General features: G+C 34.7%; 21 protein-coding genes. 1 reads left to right on the top strand and 20 read right to left on the bottom strand.

Features of this window, described 5'->3' with window-relative positions; genetic code table 11:
- Positions 1 to 40: 40 nt before the first annotated feature.
- The 20 genes from EG346_RS05230 to EG346_RS05140 form a co-directional block, all read right to left on the bottom strand.
- Positions 41 to 961, bottom strand: a complete 921-nt coding sequence (locus tag EG346_RS05230) for a helix-turn-helix transcriptional regulator (protein WP_123877216.1) — start codon at positions 959 to 961, stop codon at positions 41 to 43.
- A 118-nt stretch (positions 962 to 1079) separates the two neighbouring features.
- Entirely contained in the window at positions 1080 to 1370 is a 291-nt protein-coding gene (locus tag EG346_RS05225) for a toxin-antitoxin system YwqK family antitoxin (RefSeq protein WP_123877215.1), read from the bottom strand.
- Positions 1371 to 1612: 242 nt separating this feature from the next.
- The gene (locus EG346_RS05220) at positions 1613 to 1930 is read right to left on the bottom strand and encodes a hypothetical protein (RefSeq protein WP_123877214.1); all 318 of its coding nucleotides are present in this window, start codon (positions 1928 to 1930) and stop codon (positions 1613 to 1615) included.
- 187 nt (positions 1931 to 2117) lie between these two features.
- Entirely contained in the window at positions 2118 to 2510 is a 393-nt protein-coding gene (locus EG346_RS05215) for a hypothetical protein (RefSeq protein WP_123877213.1), read from the bottom strand.
- 470 nt (positions 2511 to 2980) lie between these two features.
- On the bottom strand, positions 2981 to 3235 hold the full coding sequence (locus EG346_RS05210; RefSeq protein WP_123877212.1) for a hypothetical protein: 255 nt from the start codon (positions 3233 to 3235) through the stop codon (positions 2981 to 2983).
- A gap of 227 nt (positions 3236 to 3462) precedes the next feature.
- Entirely contained in the window at positions 3463 to 4320 is an 858-nt protein-coding gene (locus tag EG346_RS05205) for a hypothetical protein (protein ID WP_123877211.1), read from the bottom strand.
- A gap of 151 nt (positions 4321 to 4471) precedes the next feature.
- On the bottom strand, positions 4472 to 4627 hold the full coding sequence (locus EG346_RS05200) for a hypothetical protein (RefSeq protein WP_228426612.1): 156 nt from the start codon (positions 4625 to 4627) through the stop codon (positions 4472 to 4474).
- Between the two features lie 284 nt (positions 4628 to 4911).
- Entirely contained in the window at positions 4912 to 5217 is a 306-nt protein-coding gene (locus EG346_RS05195) for a toxin-antitoxin system YwqK family antitoxin (protein ID WP_123877210.1), read from the bottom strand.
- Positions 5218 to 6099, bottom strand: coding sequence for a hypothetical protein (locus EG346_RS05190; protein ID WP_123877209.1), 882 nt, complete (start codon positions 6097 to 6099; stop codon positions 5218 to 5220).
- Positions 6100 to 6287: 188 nt separating this feature from the next.
- Complete coding sequence (locus EG346_RS05185) at positions 6288 to 6545, bottom strand: hypothetical protein (protein ID WP_123877208.1); 258 nt, start codon at positions 6543 to 6545, stop codon at positions 6288 to 6290.
- A 21-nt stretch (positions 6546 to 6566) separates the two neighbouring features.
- Positions 6567 to 7604 carry a hypothetical protein gene (locus tag EG346_RS05180; RefSeq protein ID WP_123877207.1) on the bottom strand — a complete coding sequence of 346 codons (1038 nt, stop codon included), beginning with the start codon at positions 7602 to 7604 and terminating at the stop codon, positions 6567 to 6569.
- A 99-nt stretch (positions 7605 to 7703) separates the two neighbouring features.
- Complete coding sequence (locus EG346_RS05175) at positions 7704 to 8246, bottom strand: hypothetical protein (RefSeq protein ID WP_123877206.1); 543 nt, start codon at positions 8244 to 8246, stop codon at positions 7704 to 7706.
- A complete protein-coding gene (locus EG346_RS05170; RefSeq protein WP_123877205.1) occupies positions 8221 to 9363 on the bottom strand; it encodes a glycoside hydrolase family 19 protein in 1143 nt (380 codons plus the stop codon). Before EG346_RS05170 ends, EG346_RS05175 begins: the two co-directional genes overlap by 26 nt.
- Positions 9364 to 9431: 68 nt before the next feature.
- Complete coding sequence (locus tag EG346_RS05165; RefSeq protein WP_123877204.1) at positions 9432 to 13238, bottom strand: hypothetical protein; 3807 nt, start codon at positions 13236 to 13238, stop codon at positions 9432 to 9434.
- Positions 13239 to 13248: 10 nt separating this feature from the next.
- Positions 13249 to 15432, bottom strand: coding sequence for a hypothetical protein (locus tag EG346_RS05160; protein WP_123877203.1), 2184 nt, complete (start codon positions 15430 to 15432; stop codon positions 13249 to 13251).
- A gap of 15 nt (positions 15433 to 15447) precedes the next feature.
- Positions 15448 to 16089 (bottom strand): leucine-rich repeat domain-containing protein, encoded by a 642-nt coding sequence (locus EG346_RS05155; protein WP_123877202.1) that lies wholly within the window; start codon positions 16087 to 16089, stop codon positions 15448 to 15450.
- A 12-nt stretch (positions 16090 to 16101) separates the two neighbouring features.
- Complete coding sequence (locus EG346_RS05150) at positions 16102 to 16740, bottom strand: leucine-rich repeat domain-containing protein (RefSeq protein WP_123877201.1); 639 nt, start codon at positions 16738 to 16740, stop codon at positions 16102 to 16104.
- Positions 16741 to 17041: 301 nt separating this feature from the next.
- Positions 17042 to 17212, bottom strand: coding sequence for a hypothetical protein (locus tag EG346_RS24735; RefSeq protein WP_164466330.1), 171 nt, complete (start codon positions 17210 to 17212; stop codon positions 17042 to 17044).
- 233 nt (positions 17213 to 17445) lie between these two features.
- Positions 17446 to 18483 carry a patatin-like phospholipase family protein gene (locus EG346_RS05145; RefSeq protein WP_073330670.1) on the bottom strand — a complete coding sequence of 346 codons (1038 nt, stop codon included), beginning with the start codon at positions 18481 to 18483 and terminating at the stop codon, positions 17446 to 17448.
- A 190-nt stretch (positions 18484 to 18673) separates the two neighbouring features.
- Positions 18674 to 19174, bottom strand: coding sequence for a M15 family metallopeptidase (locus EG346_RS05140; protein ID WP_073330667.1), 501 nt, complete (start codon positions 19172 to 19174; stop codon positions 18674 to 18676).
- A 341-nt stretch (positions 19175 to 19515) separates the two neighbouring features.
- On the opposite strand from EG346_RS05140, the gene EG346_RS05135 reads away from it, so the two are divergent.
- Positions 19516 to 21099: a Na+/H+ antiporter gene (locus EG346_RS05135; RefSeq protein WP_123877200.1), complete on the top strand. Its 1584-nt coding sequence runs from the start codon at positions 19516 to 19518 to the stop codon at positions 21097 to 21099.
- Positions 21100 to 21123: the final 24 nt, after the last annotated feature.

Below are 21123 nucleotides of genomic sequence, written 5' to 3'. Positions count from 1 at the left end.
TGTAAATATAATCAAAAAAAGTGAGCTTTTACATGTAAGATCAGCTTTCCAGATACCGGTTTAATGACTCCTGTAAATGAGTTCGGATGTCATCAACTAAACATTTAGGTTCCAGGACAGTGACTTCCTTTCCGTAAGAAAGAATCTCCTGCATAAAATCATAAGTAGGGTGGAGGAAGAACTCAAAATAAATCTCTTCTGGAGTTTCTTTCGTTTCTTTCTGAGACTGATGCAAGGGAAAACTTCGGATGTATTCGCCCTGATGTCTGCTGCATTTCATGACAATATTCTGCGGTTTCTGCTCCGCCAGATTCATGACACCAAAAGCATTTTTGAAATGTTCCCTGAAATTGTAATTATACTTTTCACGGAATTTGCTGTCGCTCACGTCCAGGTAATTCACTCTGTCTAAGCCGAATGATTTTAAAATTTTATCTTTTGTATCTATAGCAATGAGGTACCATCGGTCTTTAGATTCCTTTAAAGCCAAGGGATGAACCTTCCGGGAAGTCATTATTTTGTTTTTGTAGTTGTAATGTTCAAAGCTTACGACCCTTTTATTACGGATGGCGAAGAAAAGATCATAGAAATGCTCTATTCCGGTGGGTTTTCTGCTTTCAAAAAAGATAAAATCTGAAAAATCCGGATGAAGGTTCAGGGCATTGCTTACCTGAAAAGATTCCAGTAATTTCTGGTTGTACTCATCCACTTCCATGATGGGACGGCTTTCAATATAATAACGGTTGTCTCCCTTCTTTTTGTTGTGAATGGAAAGATTAAAAAGATCAGAAATCTCACGAATATCCCTCTGCAAAGTACGGATCGAGTAGCTCTTGATCCCTGCATCCTGAAATTCGAAAGAGTTCAAAAGATAGTCCTCCAGCTGGGAATAGGTAGCCGGAGAACTTTCTAATCTTTTTATAATTAAGGCATATCTTGTCAGATAAAAATCTTTTTTCATTCGTCTATAATTTATGCGGCAGCCAGGCTGCGTTTCATGGTAAAATTTTATAAGACAAATATATAGGCTTAATGCGACAAAACGTGTCGTGTTTTAATTTTTATCTATTATATTCTTATTAGAAGGATGCCATTAAATTACCATTTTCATCCCATTTTTTATAAGTTCCGTCATATTCTACGTTGTTATGGGCTTTATATTCTGTATATTTTTTACCGTTTTTATGATAAGATCTGAACCAACCTTCCTGGTATCCTTCTTTATATTCTTCCTCACAAAAAAGTTCGCCGGTGTCATAGTACCGTAAAACAACACCTGTAAAAGGGCTGCCATTGTGATAATAGATAGGAACTCCTCCGCCATCTAAACGGTTACATGTTAACTCACTTTCTTTTATTTTTAATGCCATGATAATTTGATTAATGTATTAAACATTTAATAATGTGTGTAATATAGTGAGACCATGCTAATAGAGTAGTTCTTGATCCTTTGTAAAATTCCTTACTTTATCCGCTTAAATATAGAGCCTTTTTCACAAAAAATCCTCTGCTTAAATATATTAAGTCAGAGGAATATTTATAACGAAAATTTTATTGGTTGTTTTAGAGAAATTTATTGTCCAGATAAGAATAGGAGTGGAGAACTTTTAAATTATTGGTCAAAATATTCTTTTCCTTTTCTATCTATCCAGCCTTTTCTTCCATCAGGAGTTTCAAATCTGGTAAAAGCACCAATGTATGACTCTAAATTTTTATATTTAGGTTCTGTACCTACATTAGGGTAAAAAGTTACCAATCCATTTTTCTCAAGAAGTAAATATTTTTGGTAAGAAATAATTTTATCATATTCAAAAGGTAGGATTGCTTTTTTATCTTTAAAGTCCCAAACTCCATATTTATTTTCTACCTCTGCAATAACGTAAGAATATTTAAGAGGAGCATAAAGTTCGTCATCAGAATAGTCATCCACTAAATTATCCTAAAAAATCATAAAATGCTTATTTTCAAATACTTATATTCATTAAGAAATGTTGCACTTTTAGAATTTTTTATCAATTCATATTGTAAACTGCTTGGATTGTATTTTTTATCGCTATATTTCCTATATTCATTTATATTGTCCTTAGTAATTGTACATGTAATCTCCATATTACTTTTCAAAGACTTAGTCCATTCTGGTGTTTTTCTATTTTTGGATAAGAGGAAATATTTTTTACAACACCATCGTAATCTAAAAATATGACTTCATCATCTTTGGTAAGAATTTGTATTCCATCTACATTTTTCACATAATCGGCAGATTTTACATTTTCATATATTTTTTTCAGCCCTTTAATTCTGTCAAACTGATAAATTTCTATTTCTTTTTTTCGTTGAGCAACCACAAAAGGATATTTATAATTAACATCCTCATAGATAGCAGGCAGAATTACTTTTCTTTCGAAAACTAAACCATAATTGGAATTTTTCTCAAATGCTGTAGGATTTTTTTGCGCACAAAGATTATTGCAAATTATTAATATCCCTACTAATACAAATTTGAACGTCATTATTAATTTTGTTTTATCTGCAAATTTAAGGATTTCTTTCACCTAAAAATAAACCGCCATAAGGCGGTTTCTATTTTTAAGATCTCAATCGTCGATGAATTTTTTTTTTTGATTATGTTATACTTTTTAGTTCTTTTTTTTGAAATATCTGTGAACAAAAATAAAAAGTATAATAGATAAAATTAAAGAAATTATTCCTGATTGTAGTATCACTTTAAATGGCATATACTTATGTCCATCATATGTGACAGGGGGATTTATAGAGATGAGAGCTAAATATATTAGCCAATAGCCTACTGAAAAAAATGCGAGGCTAATCAACAAAGAAATTAGAGTAGTTTTCATATTTATTTTGCTTTTACATAACCATAATAATTTGTCCGAAATGTATCATAACTTAATATGAGGTTGTATCATTTTCTTGAGACAACCTCGTAGATTTTTTTCACTTATTGGCTGAGTACAAACTTCTACCTTAAAGCCTGCTCAGGAAGAATGTCTTTTTTTAACATGTTAAGGATCTTTTTTTCTTTTTCGTCTGACCAGTCAAAATTTTGATATTCTTTATCAGAAAAATTATATCTATTTTCTCCATTATCCGGAAACGCAATAAATTTTTCGAATTTTCCATTTTTTTTAAATAATAGAATGATCTTTGGATATTCTTCTTGACTACAGATACATCCAACTTTATTAGACAATCCTTTTCTGACAAAAATATTCAAATCCTATACATCTAATACTGTGTGTAATATAGTAAGACATTGCAAATAGAGTAGTTCTTGATCCTTTGTCAAATTTCCTACTTTATCCGCTTAAATATAGAGCCTTTTTCACAAAAAATCCTCTGCTTAAATATATTAAGTCAGAGGAATATTTATAACGAAAATTCTATTGGTTGTTTTAGGGGAATTTATTATCCAGATAAGAATAGGAGTGGAGAGCTTTTAAATTATTGTTCAAAATATTCTTTTCCTTTTCTGTCTACCCAACCTTTTTTACCATTTGGAGTTTCAAATCTGGCGAAATATTCTATATATGGCTCAAGTTTTTGATATTTCGGTTCAGTGCCTATGTTAGGATAGAATGTAGATAGTCCGTTTTTTTCTAAGGAAAGATATGAGGTAAAGTTTTGGATTTTGTCGAACTCTAGGGAAAGTATATATTTTTCCTCTAATAAAGACCATACTCCGTATTTTTTATCCTCTTTTAAGATCACAAAATCAGGATCAAGTTTGTCCCATATATCTCCTGTATACCATTCTCTTTCAAAAGAAATCTCTTTTTTATTATTTACAAATTTTTCAAAGATAGCCTTCTGAGGTGGGATTTTGTCGAAGTTCAAACTATAAGTAGTATCTACTTTATCATATTTAGAAATTTCTTTGATATGATGATCATTAATGATGGTATAGGAAACATAAGTACTGTTGCCAAGTTCATCATTAGGGCGCAAAGGAGCCTGTATTCTTTTTTTAGGAATTATTGCTCGGCCACTTTTGTCAATAAAATACATCTTATTAAAAGAATCAATAATCTGAAGAGTATTTGATGAATAAGGGTAATATGATTTTAGACTAGACTTTATCATTTCGCCCGTTAAATTATAGACGTCCCAGCTAGTTCCTATCTTCCCGGTTATAAAATTACCTTCAACTTGTAAAGAGTCATATTTTTCTATGGCAATGGATTTGCCATCAATGCTTAAGTTGTATTTCTTTGAATCTAGACTCTGACGTATGTCTATTTTAGACTCTTGACTATACAGATTAAGACTAAATAATATTGTAAACAAAGATAAAATTCTCATAGATATTATTTTACTTTATTAATACACTCATTTTCTATTCCTGTCTCCAAAATTTCTTTCCATTGCCATTGATAAAATAGCTTATATTGAAAATTTTCATTAAATGGTTTTTCACATGCGCTATTAAAAACATGTACTACTCCTGATGAGTTTAAGGAATAAGCTTGTGTTTTTGTAATAGGATCCCTGCATCCTGAAATTCGAAAGAGTTAAGAAGATAATCCTCCAGCTGGGAATAGGTAGCCGGAGAACTTTCTAATCTTTTTATAATTAAGGCATATCTTGTCAGATAAAAATCTTTTTTCATTCGTCTATAATTTATGCGGCAGCAAAGCTGCGTTTCATGGTAAAATTTTATAAGACAAATATATAGGCTTAATGCGACAAAACGTGTCGTGTTTTAATTTTTGTGATTATTTTGGAAAGGAACTTTTTGTACTGCTTATATTGTATTTGAACTTAACAGAATTTTATATTTCATAAATAATACATAAAAGAGAAACACAAAATTTTTAATTGAGTGAATTAGATATCGTTGAAAAGTACCAATAATATATAGTAAAACCGCTCAATTTACTGAGCGGTTTGTATTTAACTTTTAGATTCCCAGATAAGATTTCCATTTTCATCCCATTCTTTGTGGGTGTTGGGAATAACATTATTATTGTGGGCTTTATATTCCTCTGACTTTTTGCCGTTTTTATGATAGTAACGGACCCATCCTTCCTGATAGCCCTTGTCATATTCTTCTTCTTTAAAAAGTTCACCTGTTTCATAGTGGCTTACAACAATCCCTGTAAGAGGGTGGATGTCATAATCGTACATTGGAACCCCTCCGCCGTCTAGCCGAAGAAGGATTAGCAATGGGTCTGTTTCATTTATTCGTAATGGACTCATTTATTGGTCAAAATATTCTTTTCCTTTTCTATCTACCCATCCCTTTTTACCATCTGGAGTTTCAAATCTGGCGAAATATTCTATATAAGGTTCTAACTTTTTATATTTGGTTTTTTTTCCAATATTAGGAAAAGAAGTATACAGATCATTTCTTTTTAAAAGTAAATTTTGATTAAAAACCTGTATGTCATCGTAAACGGTAGGTAAATCAAACTTTTTTGTTTTTAAATTCCATAGTCCAACTTTTTTATTTTTTTCAACAAGAACCTGATATTGATTAAATACACAGCTCATATTGTCAATGACATAGCATTTATAATCTTTGGGAAGAGAAACACTGTTATTGTCTGTTAATAAAAATTTTATAAAACTGGAATTTTCTGGTGATATGATTTTATATGCTTCAATATATTTGGTTTCAATTTTCTTTGTATTGATGAGATTAAAACTGATTTGCGAGGGAGATTTTATTTCAGATGTTTCCACTGCATTATAATTTAATTCTTCATCCAATAATGGTATTCTTGTAAAATTACTTTTGATTTCATCAGGTTTTATCTTGTTTCCAACTGAATCAATAAAATATGTATTTCCGGATAAATCAATTATTTGAACATTATTAAAAAAGAAATTATCTAGAAATTGAATAGTATGTAGATCGCGATATAATAAATTACCACTTTTATCATATAAATCACAATAGTTCCTTACATATGCAATATATAAGTTATCTTTTTTAGCAATAGAATCATATTTTGCAGGAATAATCAATTTTTTATCTATTGATACGCCATATTTTTTTTCACTGGGTGAAAATTGAATTTTTAATTCTTGTGCTAAAAGAAAATTTGTCATTAATAAAAAAAAAAGTAATGTTCTCATGGCTGCTTAACTTCTTTAAAATGTTTATTTTGTAATCCAAAGTTAATTGTTTTTTGCCATTGATAAAATGATTTATATTCAAAGTTTGTATTGAATGATCCGCTAGATTTCTGTCGATAATCCATAAAATTTTCTAATGTTTTATTTTGAGACAAGACGCCTGCTTTTCTAAAAAGGCTTTTTGTTTCTCAAGAAGTTTCTAATTCCATAATACGTTGTTCAGGTGTTTTTTCCATGGTATATGGTCTCTGATAGTCCCAGTCAAAGTTACCATATGTTCTGAGCCAATTCAAAACAGTCGCATGGGATTTTATCCCATATTTCTGGCGACAATGAGTAATAAGGGACTCACCGAATTCGACTTCTTTTACAATTTGAAGTTTTAAACTTAAACTGTAATCTTTCTGAGTGCGCTTTATGTAAAGCGATTTTAATTGTTCTTCCATAACGATTCTTTTTTTGTATCGCTATTTCAGGACTAGACAAAAATGTCTCACACCGAAAGAGTGACCAATTTCGTGAGCCAAAGTCATGATTTTTCCAATGGCATTATTAGGAATTATTATTTCCTTCCCATCAAGAAAAGCCATTGCTTCATCACGAGATGTAATTGATGCAGTTGCAGTTAATTTTGTGTTGATTTTTGTTTCAATATTGTGGCATATAAAAGCAAAAAGATAATTTATCTTAAATTCACCGTGTAAATAGCTGTATAGCCTATCTACAATGAGGTCATATCTCTTCATCACACTGCCTCCTGAATTGAATGGCTTTGCCGTATCCAAGTCGTCAAGTTCTTTTTTTATTGATGATGATGGCTCAAGAAATTTTCTGGTAGCTTTACCGTCATTTACATCTAGTTTTTTTAATTCGGTCTCTGTACTAATCAGAATTTCATTAACCATGTTTTCATAAAATTTAGACATTATTATTTTTAAAGCTTTATCTAAATCACTTAATTCATATGGCTTACCAGGTCCCATATTTGTTAAAACATTTGAAATTGGGTGACCATCGTATGTACCATCAACCAGCTCCTGATCTGTAGGTTTAATGAAAAATGTTTTATTTGCTCCTCCAGAAATTAGCTCAACAGAAGATTGATTAAACGCTTTTAGATTTAAATCATTTATCATGGTTGCACCATTAAAAGGGGTAGTTGGAGTGGATGTGTTATAAAAAACATCAATAAAGAATATTTTTGCTTTTAATAATTTATTGGGCAGCAAATTTATCTTTCCTATTTCTAAATCTTTTCCCGATCCATCATCTATAAAAGCAGTTAACGTAGTTTTATCATCAATGGTTTCAGCTGATTTTGTTTTAATTTTGAAATCTAAAATATCTTCACTATTTTTAAATGTAAGGGTGTTAGTGAAAGATTCAATGCCTTTTTTATTTGACAGTTTGAACGAAACAATAACTCCAAGCTTTGCCGTACTATCAGTGTCGAAAAATTTTGCTGAAAGTATTACTTCTTTTCCAGGTTTAATGAGAATAAGCAATAGTTCGTTTAAATATCTGAATGATAGAAACTTAAATATACGGATTATTGCTTTTTACTGCAAATTTTTATTCTGTTTCTTATCCCGAACTTAGGTTAATTATCTTTTTCTCTCAATACAGTTTCCAATTTTTTGACTAGAAATATTTATGGTATCGTGATGTTGATCTACCTTTAGTTGACAAATTTCATCAACGCCATTATGTTGATAACCTATTCTATAAGTATTCTCAACAATTGGAAAATCACTTATTTTGTCATTTCTAAGAATGATAGAATCTGAATATACAGTATTAAACTGCTGAACTATTTCTAATATAGCTAGATCTTCTTGAGCTTTACTATACTTAAGTAATATTGGTATACTACTGGAAACTGTACTTGTTTTTATTTTTAATCTTTCATTTTTCAAATTCGCCAATAGGACATCAAAATAAATAATAGAATCTTTTTCATGATTTCTCCATTTTTCTTTATTCATCTTAATTTGATACTCTCCATAATTTTTAAAATCCACTTTAAAAACAAGAGGTTCTTTTACCTCTTGTTTTTCAATTGAATATTTTTTTTGTTCCTTACAACTCGTTAACAATGATAATATTGTTAATACGGTAATACTATTTTTTGTTTTTACATGTCTCATATTTCATTACTCTTTTTAATATCTCGGTAAATAATTTTCTATCATTGAAGCCATTTGGGACACTTACATAGCCGTTAATTTCTCTAGAAACAGTTAAAACATCGTCTTTATCAGCATATTGATTTATATTGCCCGTTTTAGCACCAATGTTTTTCCAAAAATATCCAGATGCTTGACATGCGAAATTAATTTCTTTTGCCACTCTTGGAACAAATTCAGTCAATGTTGAATTGATTTTTAAAGCCTTTCTTAATTTCTCATAATTATAATCATGAGTAAGCTGTATCAGGCCTCTTCCTCTATAAAAAGCTCCTCCGCTAACATTAGAATTTGGACTCTTTTCATAGGTAATAGTAAATCTTTGAGTTTCATGATAACATTGTGCTAAAAAATGAATTTTTCTAATACAAGTGTTTATTTCGTAAACCTTAAAAACTTTATTCAAAGCTTCAGCAAATTTATTAAAATTAGCATCTGAAGAATTTAATTTTTCTGGATAATCTAAATTAAATAAATCTTCATGCAACTCATCATACATTGTAATATCTACAAATTGTTTTTTCCCATTTTTTAAAATGGGGCTACCTTTTGTATCTCTTATTAATTTACCATTTTCAATATAAATTTCTTGCTTTCGCAATTCAATAATAATATTTTTTAACTCTTCTGATGTTAATCCTCTATTACAAAAGCAGGTTTTGCTCTTTGTAATTTGGTTTGAAAACACTAATTTAAATTCTTCTGTTTCTTCAGAAAGTCCATCACAAGTAACGGTTGCTTGGTATGCAAAACTATCTTGCCATAAGTATTTATCAAATTTTTTATTTATTGGAAATGATGCTTTTACATTGGTTCTTCCATTAGATTGGATATTTAAATTGTAAGGAGGTATTGCAAATTCATTGGTTGCATTCATTTCTTTAACAAAAATTGTAGCATTGCCCTTATTTAATGTTTTTGTTTCAATCTCAAAATTTAAATATATAAAATTGACGTCTTTTGAGCAAGAAATATATCTTATACTTAAACTTTTCTTCTGAGACTTATCAATACCTCCAGTGTTATTCAATCCTAGAGCTTTTATTTTAGGAAGTCCTAATGGTTTTATTATACTCATTTTATTTGTTTTCTAATCGTTAAAAATAGAAATGGTGATAGTTAAATCACCATTTCGTTAAGTTGAATTTAATCCAAAGTACTATCTTCAATTGTACCATGAGATAACTGAATATCCCTCTGCTCAAAACTCGTCTTAGTCTCCAGTTCCGAAGGATTCTCACAATTGTTCGGATCGGTTTCCGGGAAGATTGGAAGAGGTTCCTCAACTGGTAATCCTGTAGATTTATCCTGAAGAATAGTAAGCGTAGTAGGTACTTTGGTAATCCAATATTTGCCCTGTGCTACTCCTGTAGGCTGTCTCATTTCATCCACGATACTCATGTACATTGGATCTCCGATAACAGGAACAGCGCCCCCATTCCAGATAATTCCTGTTTCCATGAAGAACTGTACAGCATTCTCAAAGCCTGGTTTTACGGTAACGATAATTCTTGCCATACCTGCCTGTAAGAAGCTTCTGAACAATGGATCCATGCTCTCACTCAGGTAAAACTCCTGCCAGCTCTTACGGTTGGCCCAGTAGTACGGATAGAACGTATAATCCATAATTTCCCATTCGAAGGCCTGTTCCATAAACTTGGCAAGGGCGGTATACCTATCCAGATTGTCACTCAGATATACCTGGAAGTTATCCATCGTTGTTTTTTCCGCAGCTCCGTTTGTTGTTTCCTGTCCTAATGTATTGGTATTAAGATAATCCTGTAGCAGGTATGCAATACAGTTGTGCTTTAAGACATCATGCTCCATAAAACGGTAGAACTTATCCTGTCTTTCTTTAAGCTGAGCCTCTTTTTCTTTCTGCTCTGCATCTAATCTTGCCTGCTCTTCCTGGAATTTTGTATAAGCATCTTCATACGCTTTGATGATCGCATTGAAGCTCTCTGTTTTCCATTTGCTGATGAATTCATCACTCAGTTCGCAGTTTATTGTTGCTTTAACGGTATAATGTCTGATATTGTGTCCTTTCACCTGAAAACTTACATTACCGGTTATATTGAACCCGGAAGAGGCTCTGTCAAAAATAATATTCCCACGATCATTATGACCAACGAAATCCCCATTAAAATTGGAACAGTATACTTCCGCATAACGGGATCCCTGTAATCCACCGCCTCTGTTTCGGCCTGCCTCACAATGGAAGCTTGCATTTTTCCCGGCATAGTTATCAGGAATTGTAAACTGGGTATAATCTACTCCAAAATCGTCATTGGTTTGAGGAACACTTGCCGCAGTATGGATCACCTGTTTAGTAGGTGCCGGGAAAGCATCCAGCTGTACTCCGTAAATCTGTGCCCAATGCTGTATCTGTTCAATATTTGCAGATTTAGGATCCGGCATATACCATGGTTCAGGAGCTTTTCTTGGGTCTACAGGAGCGGTAAGTACCTGGGCTTTGGCAACGGTAAGAGCAAGACGGTGTAATCTTGAAGGTTCAGGAACCATAAATTCAAACATCGTACGTTTACCATAATTATAGATCTGATTCTTCATTTTCTTATCGATCCATCGGTAAACTCCTGTGATGTGCTGTGGTGGTTGATTGGTTGTAAGAGCTTTTCCTCTGTTGTCAAACTCATGCACATTGGTTTCCGTATATTCCTTGATGATTTTCTGTACTCTTTCTTCTGAAATTTTGGTAAGAACTCTTTCCATGGCTCTTTCCGTAATTTCCTGAGACTTCATCACCGCTTGTCTTGTACTGTCATGCTGTGCTGTATTATTGGCATAGTCTGCACCAATTTCAAATTTCATAGCATTGTCATTCCCATAGCTGAATCTTGTGTAGGCAGAAATACTTTGCTGCTTTTCCACTTCTTTGGCTACTTCGGTCTGCATATCCGTTCTGGACGTTTTTGAAGTATCGGAAATTTTCTCGGTTTCCTGAGATTTGGAAGTTGTATCCGTAATTTCAGAATAATCTCTTGAAACAGAAGACTTATGTCTCAGTTCGCTGGCCATAACATTCTCAATATTGGAAACTTCTCCAGGAACATAGGCATGAACACTTTGTACAACTTTCAGATAATCTGCCACTCCAAGTCTTTTGATTCCGAAATTTTTACGTTTCTGGATCGTTACCGGTTCAGGTTCACCCGGATTTTCAATGGCGGCACGTTTTAGGGTAAGCATTCCTGTAAGACTTAGATCCTCCTTGATGTATTGCTCGCTAATATCTCCATAGGCAAAGCTTCCGTTATCAAAAATGATTTCAATTCTGAAGGTAAAAGTGTTTCGGAGCTTGTTCACTAAACATGTCGGTAAAGTGATTTTATTATCTACGACCTGGATATTGCCGTAGTTTTCTTCAAAAGATCCGGCAAGGTCTGTAGTGGCAATGACCTTGGCATTGGCAACACTCCATGAAACATCTTCAACCTCAAAAGAAAAATTAACGAATCCTCCTGTACCCGACATTCTGAAAGAATTGTGCGCATAGAGACTGTAGGCCATTGGGTTTCGGGCTGTACTTTGATTCACCGGAATAGAAGCTCCTCCGACGTTCACATACTGCTGCTGCTGAAGAGGGCTGTTCAGTAATGCGGTCTCCATGGATGAAGAAATATTGTTTTGTACTACGATCAAGGCATCGGAATAGCTTTGTATTTCATCATCAATGATAATGGTCTGATTTCCGATTTTCATGGTATCTGCTGAAAGAATCTGAAGACTTTCGGTATCTGCCATTTTAGATATTTCTCCCGCATTGAATTCTCCAAAAAGATCAACAAAAAGGTCAAAGGATTCAGGAGACAGTTTTGCTTTTAGATCTTCCAGATCGATTTCATTTCTGAAAGAAAATTCAAAAGAGGGAACTTCATATTCCTTTAAGCTTTCATATAGACGTTTTTTCTCTTCTTCTGGAGTTTCCGGAGTGATTTTGCTTTCCACTTCAGCCAGTTTTCTATCATAGATTTCCATACGTTCTCTATTTTCATCCACATACCTTGAATAAGCTTCCTGGTATGATTGATGACGGGACTTATGATATTTTTTCTGAATTTTTTCCAGTTCGGTGTTCAGTTTAGTCAAAGCGTCTCTTCTGTGAATTGCTTTGTTTACAACCAGGGAGGCTCTTGCTTCGGCTTCTAATCTTTGAATGGTTTTTGCGCTCAGAACAGGTCTTGTTTCACCTGCCGTTGCTCTTGCTGAACCAGCTGAAACCGTTTCTGAACTGTCCTCTGAAAATAGAGTTTTTGGTAATATAATCTGACTATTCAATGCTTTCTCTAATGGTTTTTCTCCATTTACCTTGATGATTTCAGGGTCAGTAAGATCCTGATTGTTGGCAAAACCAAGCTGAATGGCCATCAGAATATGGCTGATCGCTTCTTTAATGTAGAAGTCTCCCTGAGTAATGATCTGATAAATAAAGTTATTCCAAAGAAGAGTAAACGTTTTAACTCCCTCAGGATTAAGATTTTTGTTGGTGTCAATAAGACTTTTGTAATAATCTGTAACGTAAGTCCAGTCATTACTGTCCAGTGTTTCTCTTTTAGAAAGTTTTCGCCCAATAGCCAGAAGGTCTTTATATACTCCTTCTTCAATTTTCTTTTCGGTTTCAAATCCTGCATTATTAAATCCGCTGGCTGCTCTCTTCATTTCTCCAAACTTGGATGTTTTGGCGGGCCTTCCGGCAACGGCAGTGTCAAAAATACCGGTTGCACCTTTGGGTCTGTGGATAAATCCCAGGTTTTTATCTTTAGTTTCTGTTAATTGAGGGTTTCTTAAACTAACGAATCTGAAAAGCGTCTGTGACGCATTGTTTGTTGTGTTCATGTTATTTGTTTCTTTGTAATTAATGATGCCTTCTCCTATTAAGGATTTCCCCACGGTAAACGCGGACTTTGCTGGTGGTGTGTTATTTAGTTCCATTTTGTTTTAATTATTTTTTGGTGTATTCAAGAGTTAGGGTAAATGAGTTAATGGCGGAGTAATCATAGTCAGGGTCACCCATAAGTTCAATGATTGCCAGCTTTCTTTCTATAGTGATGTAAGCTTTTGTTCGCCATTGGTTACCTGCGAATGCTGCATCTATTGCATACCATTCTGTAAACATCTCGTTGGAAATAATGGTGTCAAGATCCGGAAACTCCGTTTTGAACTCAACCAGACCTGTTCTTGGAATCTGAGTGAAAACCACGGTTTTTTTATAAACAGGTTTACCATTGATCCAGGTTCCGCCTGTTAATTCTTCTTTGGTAGAATAGGAATGCTGTTTGTCCGTATACTGTTTCTGTATGTAATCATTTTTTTGAGCATTGTCGCCAAAATAAGTTTTAGAACTTAAACCTCTTGGATTTGTTGCTTGATGTTCAACTAAAACAGGCTCATCATCACTATTACTGATAAGAATTCCTTTTCCTTTTGCAGGATCAGAAAAATTCATTAAAGATGCTCCTGTACTGCTTAAAGTCATTTTTGCACCATAAGCTGCTGCCAAAACGCCATCTTCTTTGCTGACATCTACTTTTGACATCTGAGCATAGTTAAAATCGCTTGAAGTAATCAAAACTCCATTTGGGAAAAAGCCTACCTGGTTTTGGACTTCGTCTATAACGTTTGTTTTATACAAAAGAGTTTCATATTCTGGTCCGTCGCCACTCTCAAATTGTATATGTCCTGAAACAGGCTTATTTATCTCTGTTCCTGAAATAGGAAGGTAATTTTGAAAGTCAGAAAGGTTTTTGTACCCCAATACATTACCAGCGTTTAAAACGGCTACTTTTGTATAGGTGTTGTCTGCTAAAGGAGTTCTTTTTGCAGAAACAACAGCATCGAAATCTAATGTTCTTGCGGCAAAGTCACCCCCAATTAAAGGCGTAACAAAATCGTGACGTCTTGCTACTGGATTTGATTCAATAACAAGCTTATTGGATGTTGAGCCTCCCAATGGAGCATTACAGCCAATCACTACATTATTATCTCCCCAAACTCCCATTGCGTGTGTTGTGGATGCAGCATTATAACCTACAAACGTATTATAACCCCACGCTCCGGAGCCTGTTACTTTCCCATGATTTGTTCCTGAAAAAGCACCTAAAAAAGTATTTTGAGTTCCATTTGTTAAAGCATAAGCAGCTCCAATACCAAGAGCGGTATTATTAGTTCCGGTTACGTTTTTATTGCCTGCCTCATCTCCTATATAGGTGTTTCCTGTTCCAGTCGTTGTTTCTGTTCCTGCCTGCGTGCCAAAAAAGGCATTGAAATTTCCGGTTGTCAGTTTAGCTCCACTTGAAATTCCGGTTGCCGTATTCCATCTTCCTGCGGTTACTTCGTTTAACGCGTAAGAACCCAATGCTACATTGTTAGCTCCTGTGGTTAATTTTGACAATGTATTATATCCAATTCCTAAACCATAAGCGCCTGTATGTGCAGCGTTGATGTTTCCCCAATAATGTGAGTAGGTAGTATTGTTAAAACCCAATTCAGCAGCTCTTCCCTGACCGGTATTAAATACAATTGGTTTTGTGGTTGTATTGCCCCGGTCAATTACATTTTGCAATGTATCGTTACCTGTGAAAGACGGCTTATCTGTTAAATCATTATAACTTCCTGAAACAGCAACTTTTTTTAAGATTACTTTATCCTGGCCTTCCTGTGCCAATGTTACGGTTCCGTCTGCATTGGTCGTGGGAATGATACTGAATTCTGAAAGATTAACTTGAAAGGCTGACCCATCATTCTGAGTAATCGTAATCGTATTCTGAGAAGCATCATATTCTGCATTTTCAATGCTGATATCATTAGTTATTAAGCCGCTTAGATCTACAGACTTACTTTGCTGAACACCATTCTCTCCAGTATAAAATACCGTTAAAATATTTCCGTTCAATGCCGGATTCTGAATGGAGGTCTGTGTTTCTATTTTCTCTTTCCAAAGCTGAGCATTTTGTGTGCTTAAGTTGGACGCGTTGACATCTGCTTTTTTATCAAAATCATAATCTATATTTTGTAAAGGAAGCTTTTCATCTTTGTGCCAGTAAGAGTTCTGCCATTCCCAGAATTCTTCCTGTACTGGGATATCTCCGTTTTCGAAGTATTGTTTTAATTCTTGCTTTGTTTTCATTTTGTTGTGTTTTTTTTACATATCGCTGACTAAAGTTCCGCCAACAACCCTTGTTTTGGCATCAAATGAATCAGGATAATATTGAGTATTTCTGTCCAGTCTTATGCTGGATAAATCAGGGTTATAATTAAAGGCATTTGGGCCAATCTTTAAAACACCTGGCGGAATATATAATGCGCTAATTCTGTTAGAAGTAAAGGCAGAATCCTTAATTTCTTTGACGCTGTCAGGAATTACTACTGAGCTAAGCTGATTAAATGCAAAGGCACGTTCACTGATGATGGATACATTTTCCGGAATAGTTAATGTTTTTAAAGCATTGCTGCTGAAAGCATCCACTCCGACAGTGAGTAGACTGCTGGTAAGAGTCAATTCGGATATGCCTAATGCAACTGCAAACCTATCGGGAATGTGCAATGTGCCTGGCTTTATAAATATCCTTCTGACCTGTAGATGAGCCAGAGAGGCATTTCCTCCTTCAATTATCTCTGCATGAAAGTCATTGACCCGCGGAAATCCGTTTTCCAGACCGGCGATTTTCGTCATGTCTATTTTCTCATCTTTATGCCAGTAAGAGTCCAGCCATGTCCAGAAATCTTCCTGTGCAGGCCTGTCTCCGTTTTCGAATAAAAGCCTTAGTTCTTCTTTTGTTTTCATGTTGAATTGTTGTTATAAATCGAAATAGCGCATTATTTTTGCTGTTTCCGGAATTCCTGCACTACTTAAATCTAACCCGCTAAGTGCAGATACTTTTTTAAGGGATGGAATATTAAATGCGTTTTGTCCTACGGATTTAACAGATTTAGGAATGTATAGTTCAGTTAAGTTTTTGCTTCCAGAAAGTTGAAATGCTCCGGTCTCTATAGTTTCTATACCATTGTCTAATATTAGTTCAGATATTCGAGCGTTTAATCCGCTAAATGCTCCTGACTCAATAACTTTACATGATCCAGGAATTCTTAAAATATCAGTTAGATATTGTGATATGAAGGCATTCGTTTTTATCCTTTCCAAGGAGTTTGGAAAAGTAACGCCTGAAATATAATTTCTACTGGTTGGTGAAAATGCGAATCCTGTCCCGCCAATAATTTTTATGCCTTCATGAAAAATGATTTTTTTTCCAATACCAACAATTTCTGTGTTGTCTGTGGAAGAATAAATAAAGTCATCGTAAGCAATTAGATCGAGAGAGCTATTTTTCAGCTTTTCATCTTTGTGCCAGTAAGAATCCAGCAGAGCCCAGAAATCTTCTTGTGTAGGTTTGTCTCCGTTTTCGAATAAGAGTTTTAAATCTTCTTTTGTTTTCATAATAAATTGTGTGATTTTGTTTATATTAATAAGTCTAGATTTGAAAGGTCTTTTTAATAGATTACCTTCATGTTTTTAGTCTCTTTTTTTGGCGGTAGTAGACTCTATTTCCGCTCTACCGTTACATTTTCATATGTTGTTGTTTTTATATCTTTTTAGACATAGTTCTGGCTGTCCGGCATTTTGTGAATGATGGATTCAAAGGTGTTTTTGAATAATTATAGGATGATGTCGGGTGTATTGATTTGGTATTTCAAAGATAATTCCGGACAGCGTCAGAACTCGTCGTGTTATAATGTATTTAGTATCTATTTTCTTCAGGAATACCATCTTCGAAATCTTCCCTGAAAAAGTTTTCAATGTCGTTGAGATAGTTCTCATAGTCCATCTCTGCATGTTCGATATCGCTCCATTCAATAGTATAGAGATCTTCATCGAAAAGAATATCTGGATTGTGATCTGGTGTTTCCATGTTTTGTGTTGTAGAATTTGGGTTATGTTTTAAACATATTTCTGGCTGTCCAGCATTAATAAATGTTGAATTCAAAGGCTTTTTAAAATTTTAATGATTGTTTTTTTGTGTCTTTGTTTATACTTCAAAAGTAGTGACGGAAGGCGACAAAACTTGACGTGTTTTAAAAACTTTTGATTATTTTTTCAATATTATCTTTTAAGCTTATATTGTGTGTTTATAAGGTGAAAAGCTTATATTTTATTTCTGATCAATTTCTGTACAATCTGGTTCAGCGTTTCCCTGTGATCATCAATATAACTCAATCCTGCCTGGATCAGATTTTCAATATTTGATCTTCTGACATTGTCCATACCGGGAGATGCATTTTTTAGCGATGGATTCAGACGGTAATAGTTTTTCTGATTTCGCTGACCCAAAGTTTGAAACATCTGGCCCAACTGATAATCTACGGTTTCTGCATTGGCAGACATCAGAATATCAATAATAGGATTTACCCAGCCTATTTTTCCTGATTTTTGAAGTTTTTTAAAAGAATAAGGTCTGGCCTCAATACCCGTTCCAATAGAAACGATGATCATATCATTCACGCCGGGATGATTGGCTTTCTGGTGATTTTTCAATACTTCTGCAAATGGAATTTTTCTTGCTTCTGCGTAAGCACAAAGCGTTGGGTTATTGGCAAACATACCACCATCGATCAGGCTGAAAATCTGTCCGTACATCGATTTGATCTGTACCGGACTAAAATAGGTAGGTGCTGCGGATGTTGCTCTGCAAATATCTTTGACATAAAAATTGTCGGTGCTCAGATTCGCCTCCCAGGAATTAAAAAGCTTGGCTTTTCTGTTTTCAATATCATAACTGGTAATTAAACATGGTTTTATAAATTCTTTAAGTTCTAAGTGTCCAAAAAAGTCATTCAAATTTTTTTCAAGTGATTCCTGAGGAATTTTTTCATTCAGCAGGCCAAACGGATTGACCAGCTTTTCCCAGAAAGAAACCTGGAAGATGTCGCCGCCCCTCTCAGCATATAATTCTAATCCTTTCTGGATAGAATATTTAGCTTTTCGGTGTTCATCGGGACATAGAATAATGGAAGCGATCAGTCCTCCTGTACTGCTTCCGGCTACCATATCAAAATAATCACCGAGTTTAGCGCCCGGATTATCATGATACTGAAGCTGTTCCTCTATGTAGCGGAGAATAATGCAGGTGATAATACCTCTTATTCCGCCCCCGTCCAAAGAAAGAATGGTTGTCTTTTTCATGTGATGTTTTGTTGGTTTTTAAAAGAAAAGCTGTGGTCCTGAGACAACTAAAACCAACGTTCCGCCTTGAATACGGATGCTGGTTTTAGTATTGAGATCTCAGTTAACTAACATTTTTCTTATAAAACAAAGGTAGGACTGGGAAGCGACAGAACTCGTCGTATTATAATTATTTTCAAATAGAAGGGAATTAAAATAGAATATAATTCTGCTTATCCCTGGGCATTTTGGACAACGTTCGCCAACTCGTTTTCACCAAACCGTTTTTAGTCTGAACATTCTTTTTTTCAAAGTGAGGAAGATCTTTGAAAGTCTTCCAGTTTCCGCCCCAATCCCAGCCGTGTCTTGCGAAAATCTTGACACATTCATACCAATCCGCTACTTTATCATTATCCCAGTCTTTTACCGTATCCCAACTTGCTGTCTTTCCATCGATCATCAGGCAGATGTCAACCGCAAGACCGTAATTATGAATACTTTGCCCAGCCTTAGCATTAGTGACTTTTTTTCCGGAAGTGATTCTTCCGATGGCATACAATTTTTCCTGCTCTTCAAAAGATCTTAATCCCTGAGTAATTCTGATTTTTGCTCTGCCGGTAAGCGCTTCATCACATTCTTTAATAATCTGTTTTACTTCATCTCTCACAGAAGGATGGAGCTTGTCTATTCTTTGTATTGTTACTTTATCCATGATTGATTGTTATAACACAAAAGTATAGGTTAGTGGCGACGAAACTTGACGTATTTAATATAAATTTTAAATATAAATAATGTTTTTAGCGAATGTATTGCAGTTTTCCTATTGAATAGAATTGTTTAGTCATAGGATGAAATAAGATGGATTGTATGATGTACCAGGCGGTAAATAATCCTATTTATGAATGCAAATTATTTTGTGACTATTTCAAGTTAAGTTTATATAGGATCAGAAAAATTAATACAAGAAAAGACAATTGACTGTATATTTGTAAAAAACTTGCTCATTAAGATTGAAAAATTAAATGAGAAACTGATAAAAAACACAACATTTCAATGCATACTATTTTACCTTTTTTTCTGGCAATGATAGCGGCTATCGTATTGCTGAATATGTGGGCTGCCAAGCTGAAAATTGCTTATCCAATTCTATTGGTTGTTTTTGGTTTACTTGTAAGTTTTGTGCCGGGACTTCCCGTTGTAAAAGTTGATCCCGATCTTATTTTCTTTATATTTTTACCACCCCTGCTTTTTGAAGCTTCATGGGCCATTTCTTTCAAGGAGATGAGAAGATGGTGGCGTATTATAGGCAGTTTTGCTTTTTTGGTTGTCTTTTTTACAGCGCTGTCAGTGGCTGTTGCTGCTAATTATTTTATCCCGGGATTTACAATAGCTTTAGGTTTTTTGCTGGGAGGGATTGTCTCTCCGCCGGATGCCGTGAGCACAGGGGCTATCATGAAATTTGTAAAGATCCCGAAAACGACTTCTGCTATTCTGGAAGGAGAAAGTTTATTAAATGATGCCTCCTCCCTTATTATTTTTCGTTTCGCACTCATAGCTGTAGGGACAGGACAATTTATATGGCAGGAAGCTTCCCTGAGCTTTTTGTGGATGGTTATCGGAGGTGCGGGAATAGGTCTGCTGCTGGGGTGGATATTTGTGCAGGCCCACAAGCGTTTGCCTACAGATGCCTCATCGGATATTGCGCTTACCCTGATAGAACCCTACATCATGTATTGGGTTGCAGAACAGTTTCACAGTTCCGGAGTACTTGCTGTAGTCTGCGGAGGTCTGTTCATGTCAACGAGACGTTTGATTTTTCTCAATAGTGCGAGCAGAATAAAAGGGCACAGTGTGTGGGAAAGTTTCGTATTTATTCTGAACGGGATTGTCTTCTTACTGATCGGACTTGAACTTCCTGAAATTGTGGGTGGACTTCGTTCTGAAGGAATTCCATTAGCTACAGCGATTAAGTATGGAATACTCGTCACCATTGTTCTTATATTAGCAAGGATCATAAGTTCATATGCTGCGATGCTGGCTACTTACATCTTTCGGCCAAGTGTCGCTCCCAGAGCGTCTACCAGAAGAAGAAGCCTGCTGATGCCCCTTTTTCTGGGTTGGACAGGAATGCGTGGTGTGGTATCATTGGCTGCAGCGCTGGCTATTCCTATTACGCTTCAAAATGGATTGCCTTTTCCCAACAGAAATCTGATCCTGTTTATAACATTTGTGGTCATTCTGCTTACGTTACTGGTTCAGGGACTTACGCTGCCTTATATCATCAATAAAGGACATGCCTTTCAGGATTTTATGAATGAAGAGAAAGAAGAGGCGACAAGGCTGAAAATAAAAAACGAACTGAAACAGCATGTTTACCAATTCCTTAAAGCAAAGCATGAAAACGAACTTCAGGGTCATGCGGGAATAGAAAGAATGCTGAAACATTGGGAGGAAAAAACAAAAGCCAATGAAGACGGCTGGATGAATGAAAAAAATAAAATCATTTTTGTTGAAATGCTGGAAGTCCAGAGACAATATCTTTCAGAACTGAATAAAGATGTTACCATTAATGAAGATGTGATTCGCCAGCAATTGTATCAGATCGATCTGGAGGAAGAACGATTAAAAATGATCTGATTAATATGAATATAAAAATACTTT

Origin of the sequence: Chryseobacterium carnipullorum, assembly GCF_003815695.1 — a bacterium.
Taxonomy (GTDB): Bacteria; Bacteroidota; Bacteroidia; order Flavobacteriales; family Weeksellaceae; genus Chryseobacterium; species Chryseobacterium carnipullorum.
This window is presented reverse-complemented; position numbering and strand designations above follow the sequence as displayed.

Bases quoted from the DNA above. Each gene is read 5' to 3' on its own strand.
- EG346_RS05205 (WP_123877211.1), bottom strand. From the start codon at position 4,320: ATGAGAATTTTATCTTTGTTTACAATATTATTTAGTCTTAATCTGTAT.
- EG346_RS05165 (WP_123877204.1), bottom strand. From the start codon at position 13,238: ATGGAACTAAATAACACACCACCAGCAAAGTCCGCGTTTACCGTGGGG.
- EG346_RS05145 (WP_073330670.1), bottom strand. From the start codon at position 18,483: ATGAAAAAGACAACCATTCTTTCTTTGGACGGGGGCGGAATAAGAGGT.
- EG346_RS05185 (WP_123877208.1), bottom strand. From the start codon at position 6,545: ATGGAAGAACAATTAAAATCGCTTTACATAAAGCGCACTCAGAAAGAT.
- EG346_RS05225 (WP_123877215.1), bottom strand. From the start codon at position 1,370: ATGGCATTAAAAATAAAAGAAAGTGAGTTAACATGTAACCGTTTAGAT.
- EG346_RS05135 (WP_123877200.1), top strand. From the start codon at position 19,516: ATGCATACTATTTTACCTTTTTTTCTGGCAATGATAGCGGCTATCGTA.
- EG346_RS24735 (WP_164466330.1), bottom strand. From the start codon at position 17,212: ATGGAAACACCAGATCACAATCCAGATATTCTTTTCGATGAAGATCTC.
- EG346_RS05200 (WP_228426612.1), bottom strand. From the start codon at position 4,627: ATGAAAAAAGATTTTTATCTGACAAGATATGCCTTAATTATAAAAAGA.
- EG346_RS05195 (WP_123877210.1), bottom strand. From the start codon at position 5,217: ATGAGTCCATTACGAATAAATGAAACAGACCCATTGCTAATCCTTCTT.
- EG346_RS05230 (WP_123877216.1), bottom strand. From the start codon at position 961: ATGAAAAAAGATTTTTATCTGACAAGATATGCCTTAATTATAAAAAGA.
- EG346_RS05215 (WP_123877213.1), bottom strand. From the start codon at position 2,510: ATGACGTTCAAATTTGTATTAGTAGGGATATTAATAATTTGCAATAAT.
- EG346_RS05190 (WP_123877209.1), bottom strand. From the start codon at position 6,099: ATGAGAACATTACTTTTTTTTTTATTAATGACAAATTTTCTTTTAGCA.
- EG346_RS05170 (WP_123877205.1), bottom strand. From the start codon at position 9,363: ATGAGTATAATAAAACCATTAGGACTTCCTAAAATAAAAGCTCTAGGA.
- EG346_RS05150 (WP_123877201.1), bottom strand. From the start codon at position 16,740: ATGAAAACAAAAGAAGATTTAAAACTCTTATTCGAAAACGGAGACAAA.
- EG346_RS05140 (WP_073330667.1), bottom strand. From the start codon at position 19,174: ATGGATAAAGTAACAATACAAAGAATAGACAAGCTCCATCCTTCTGTG.
- EG346_RS05160 (WP_123877203.1), bottom strand. From the start codon at position 15,432: ATGAAAACAAAGCAAGAATTAAAACAATACTTCGAAAACGGAGATATC.
- EG346_RS05155 (WP_123877202.1), bottom strand. From the start codon at position 16,089: ATGAAAACAAAAGAAGAACTAAGGCTTTTATTCGAAAACGGAGACAGG.
- EG346_RS05175 (WP_123877206.1), bottom strand. From the start codon at position 8,246: ATGAGACATGTAAAAACAAAAAATAGTATTACCGTATTAACAATATTA.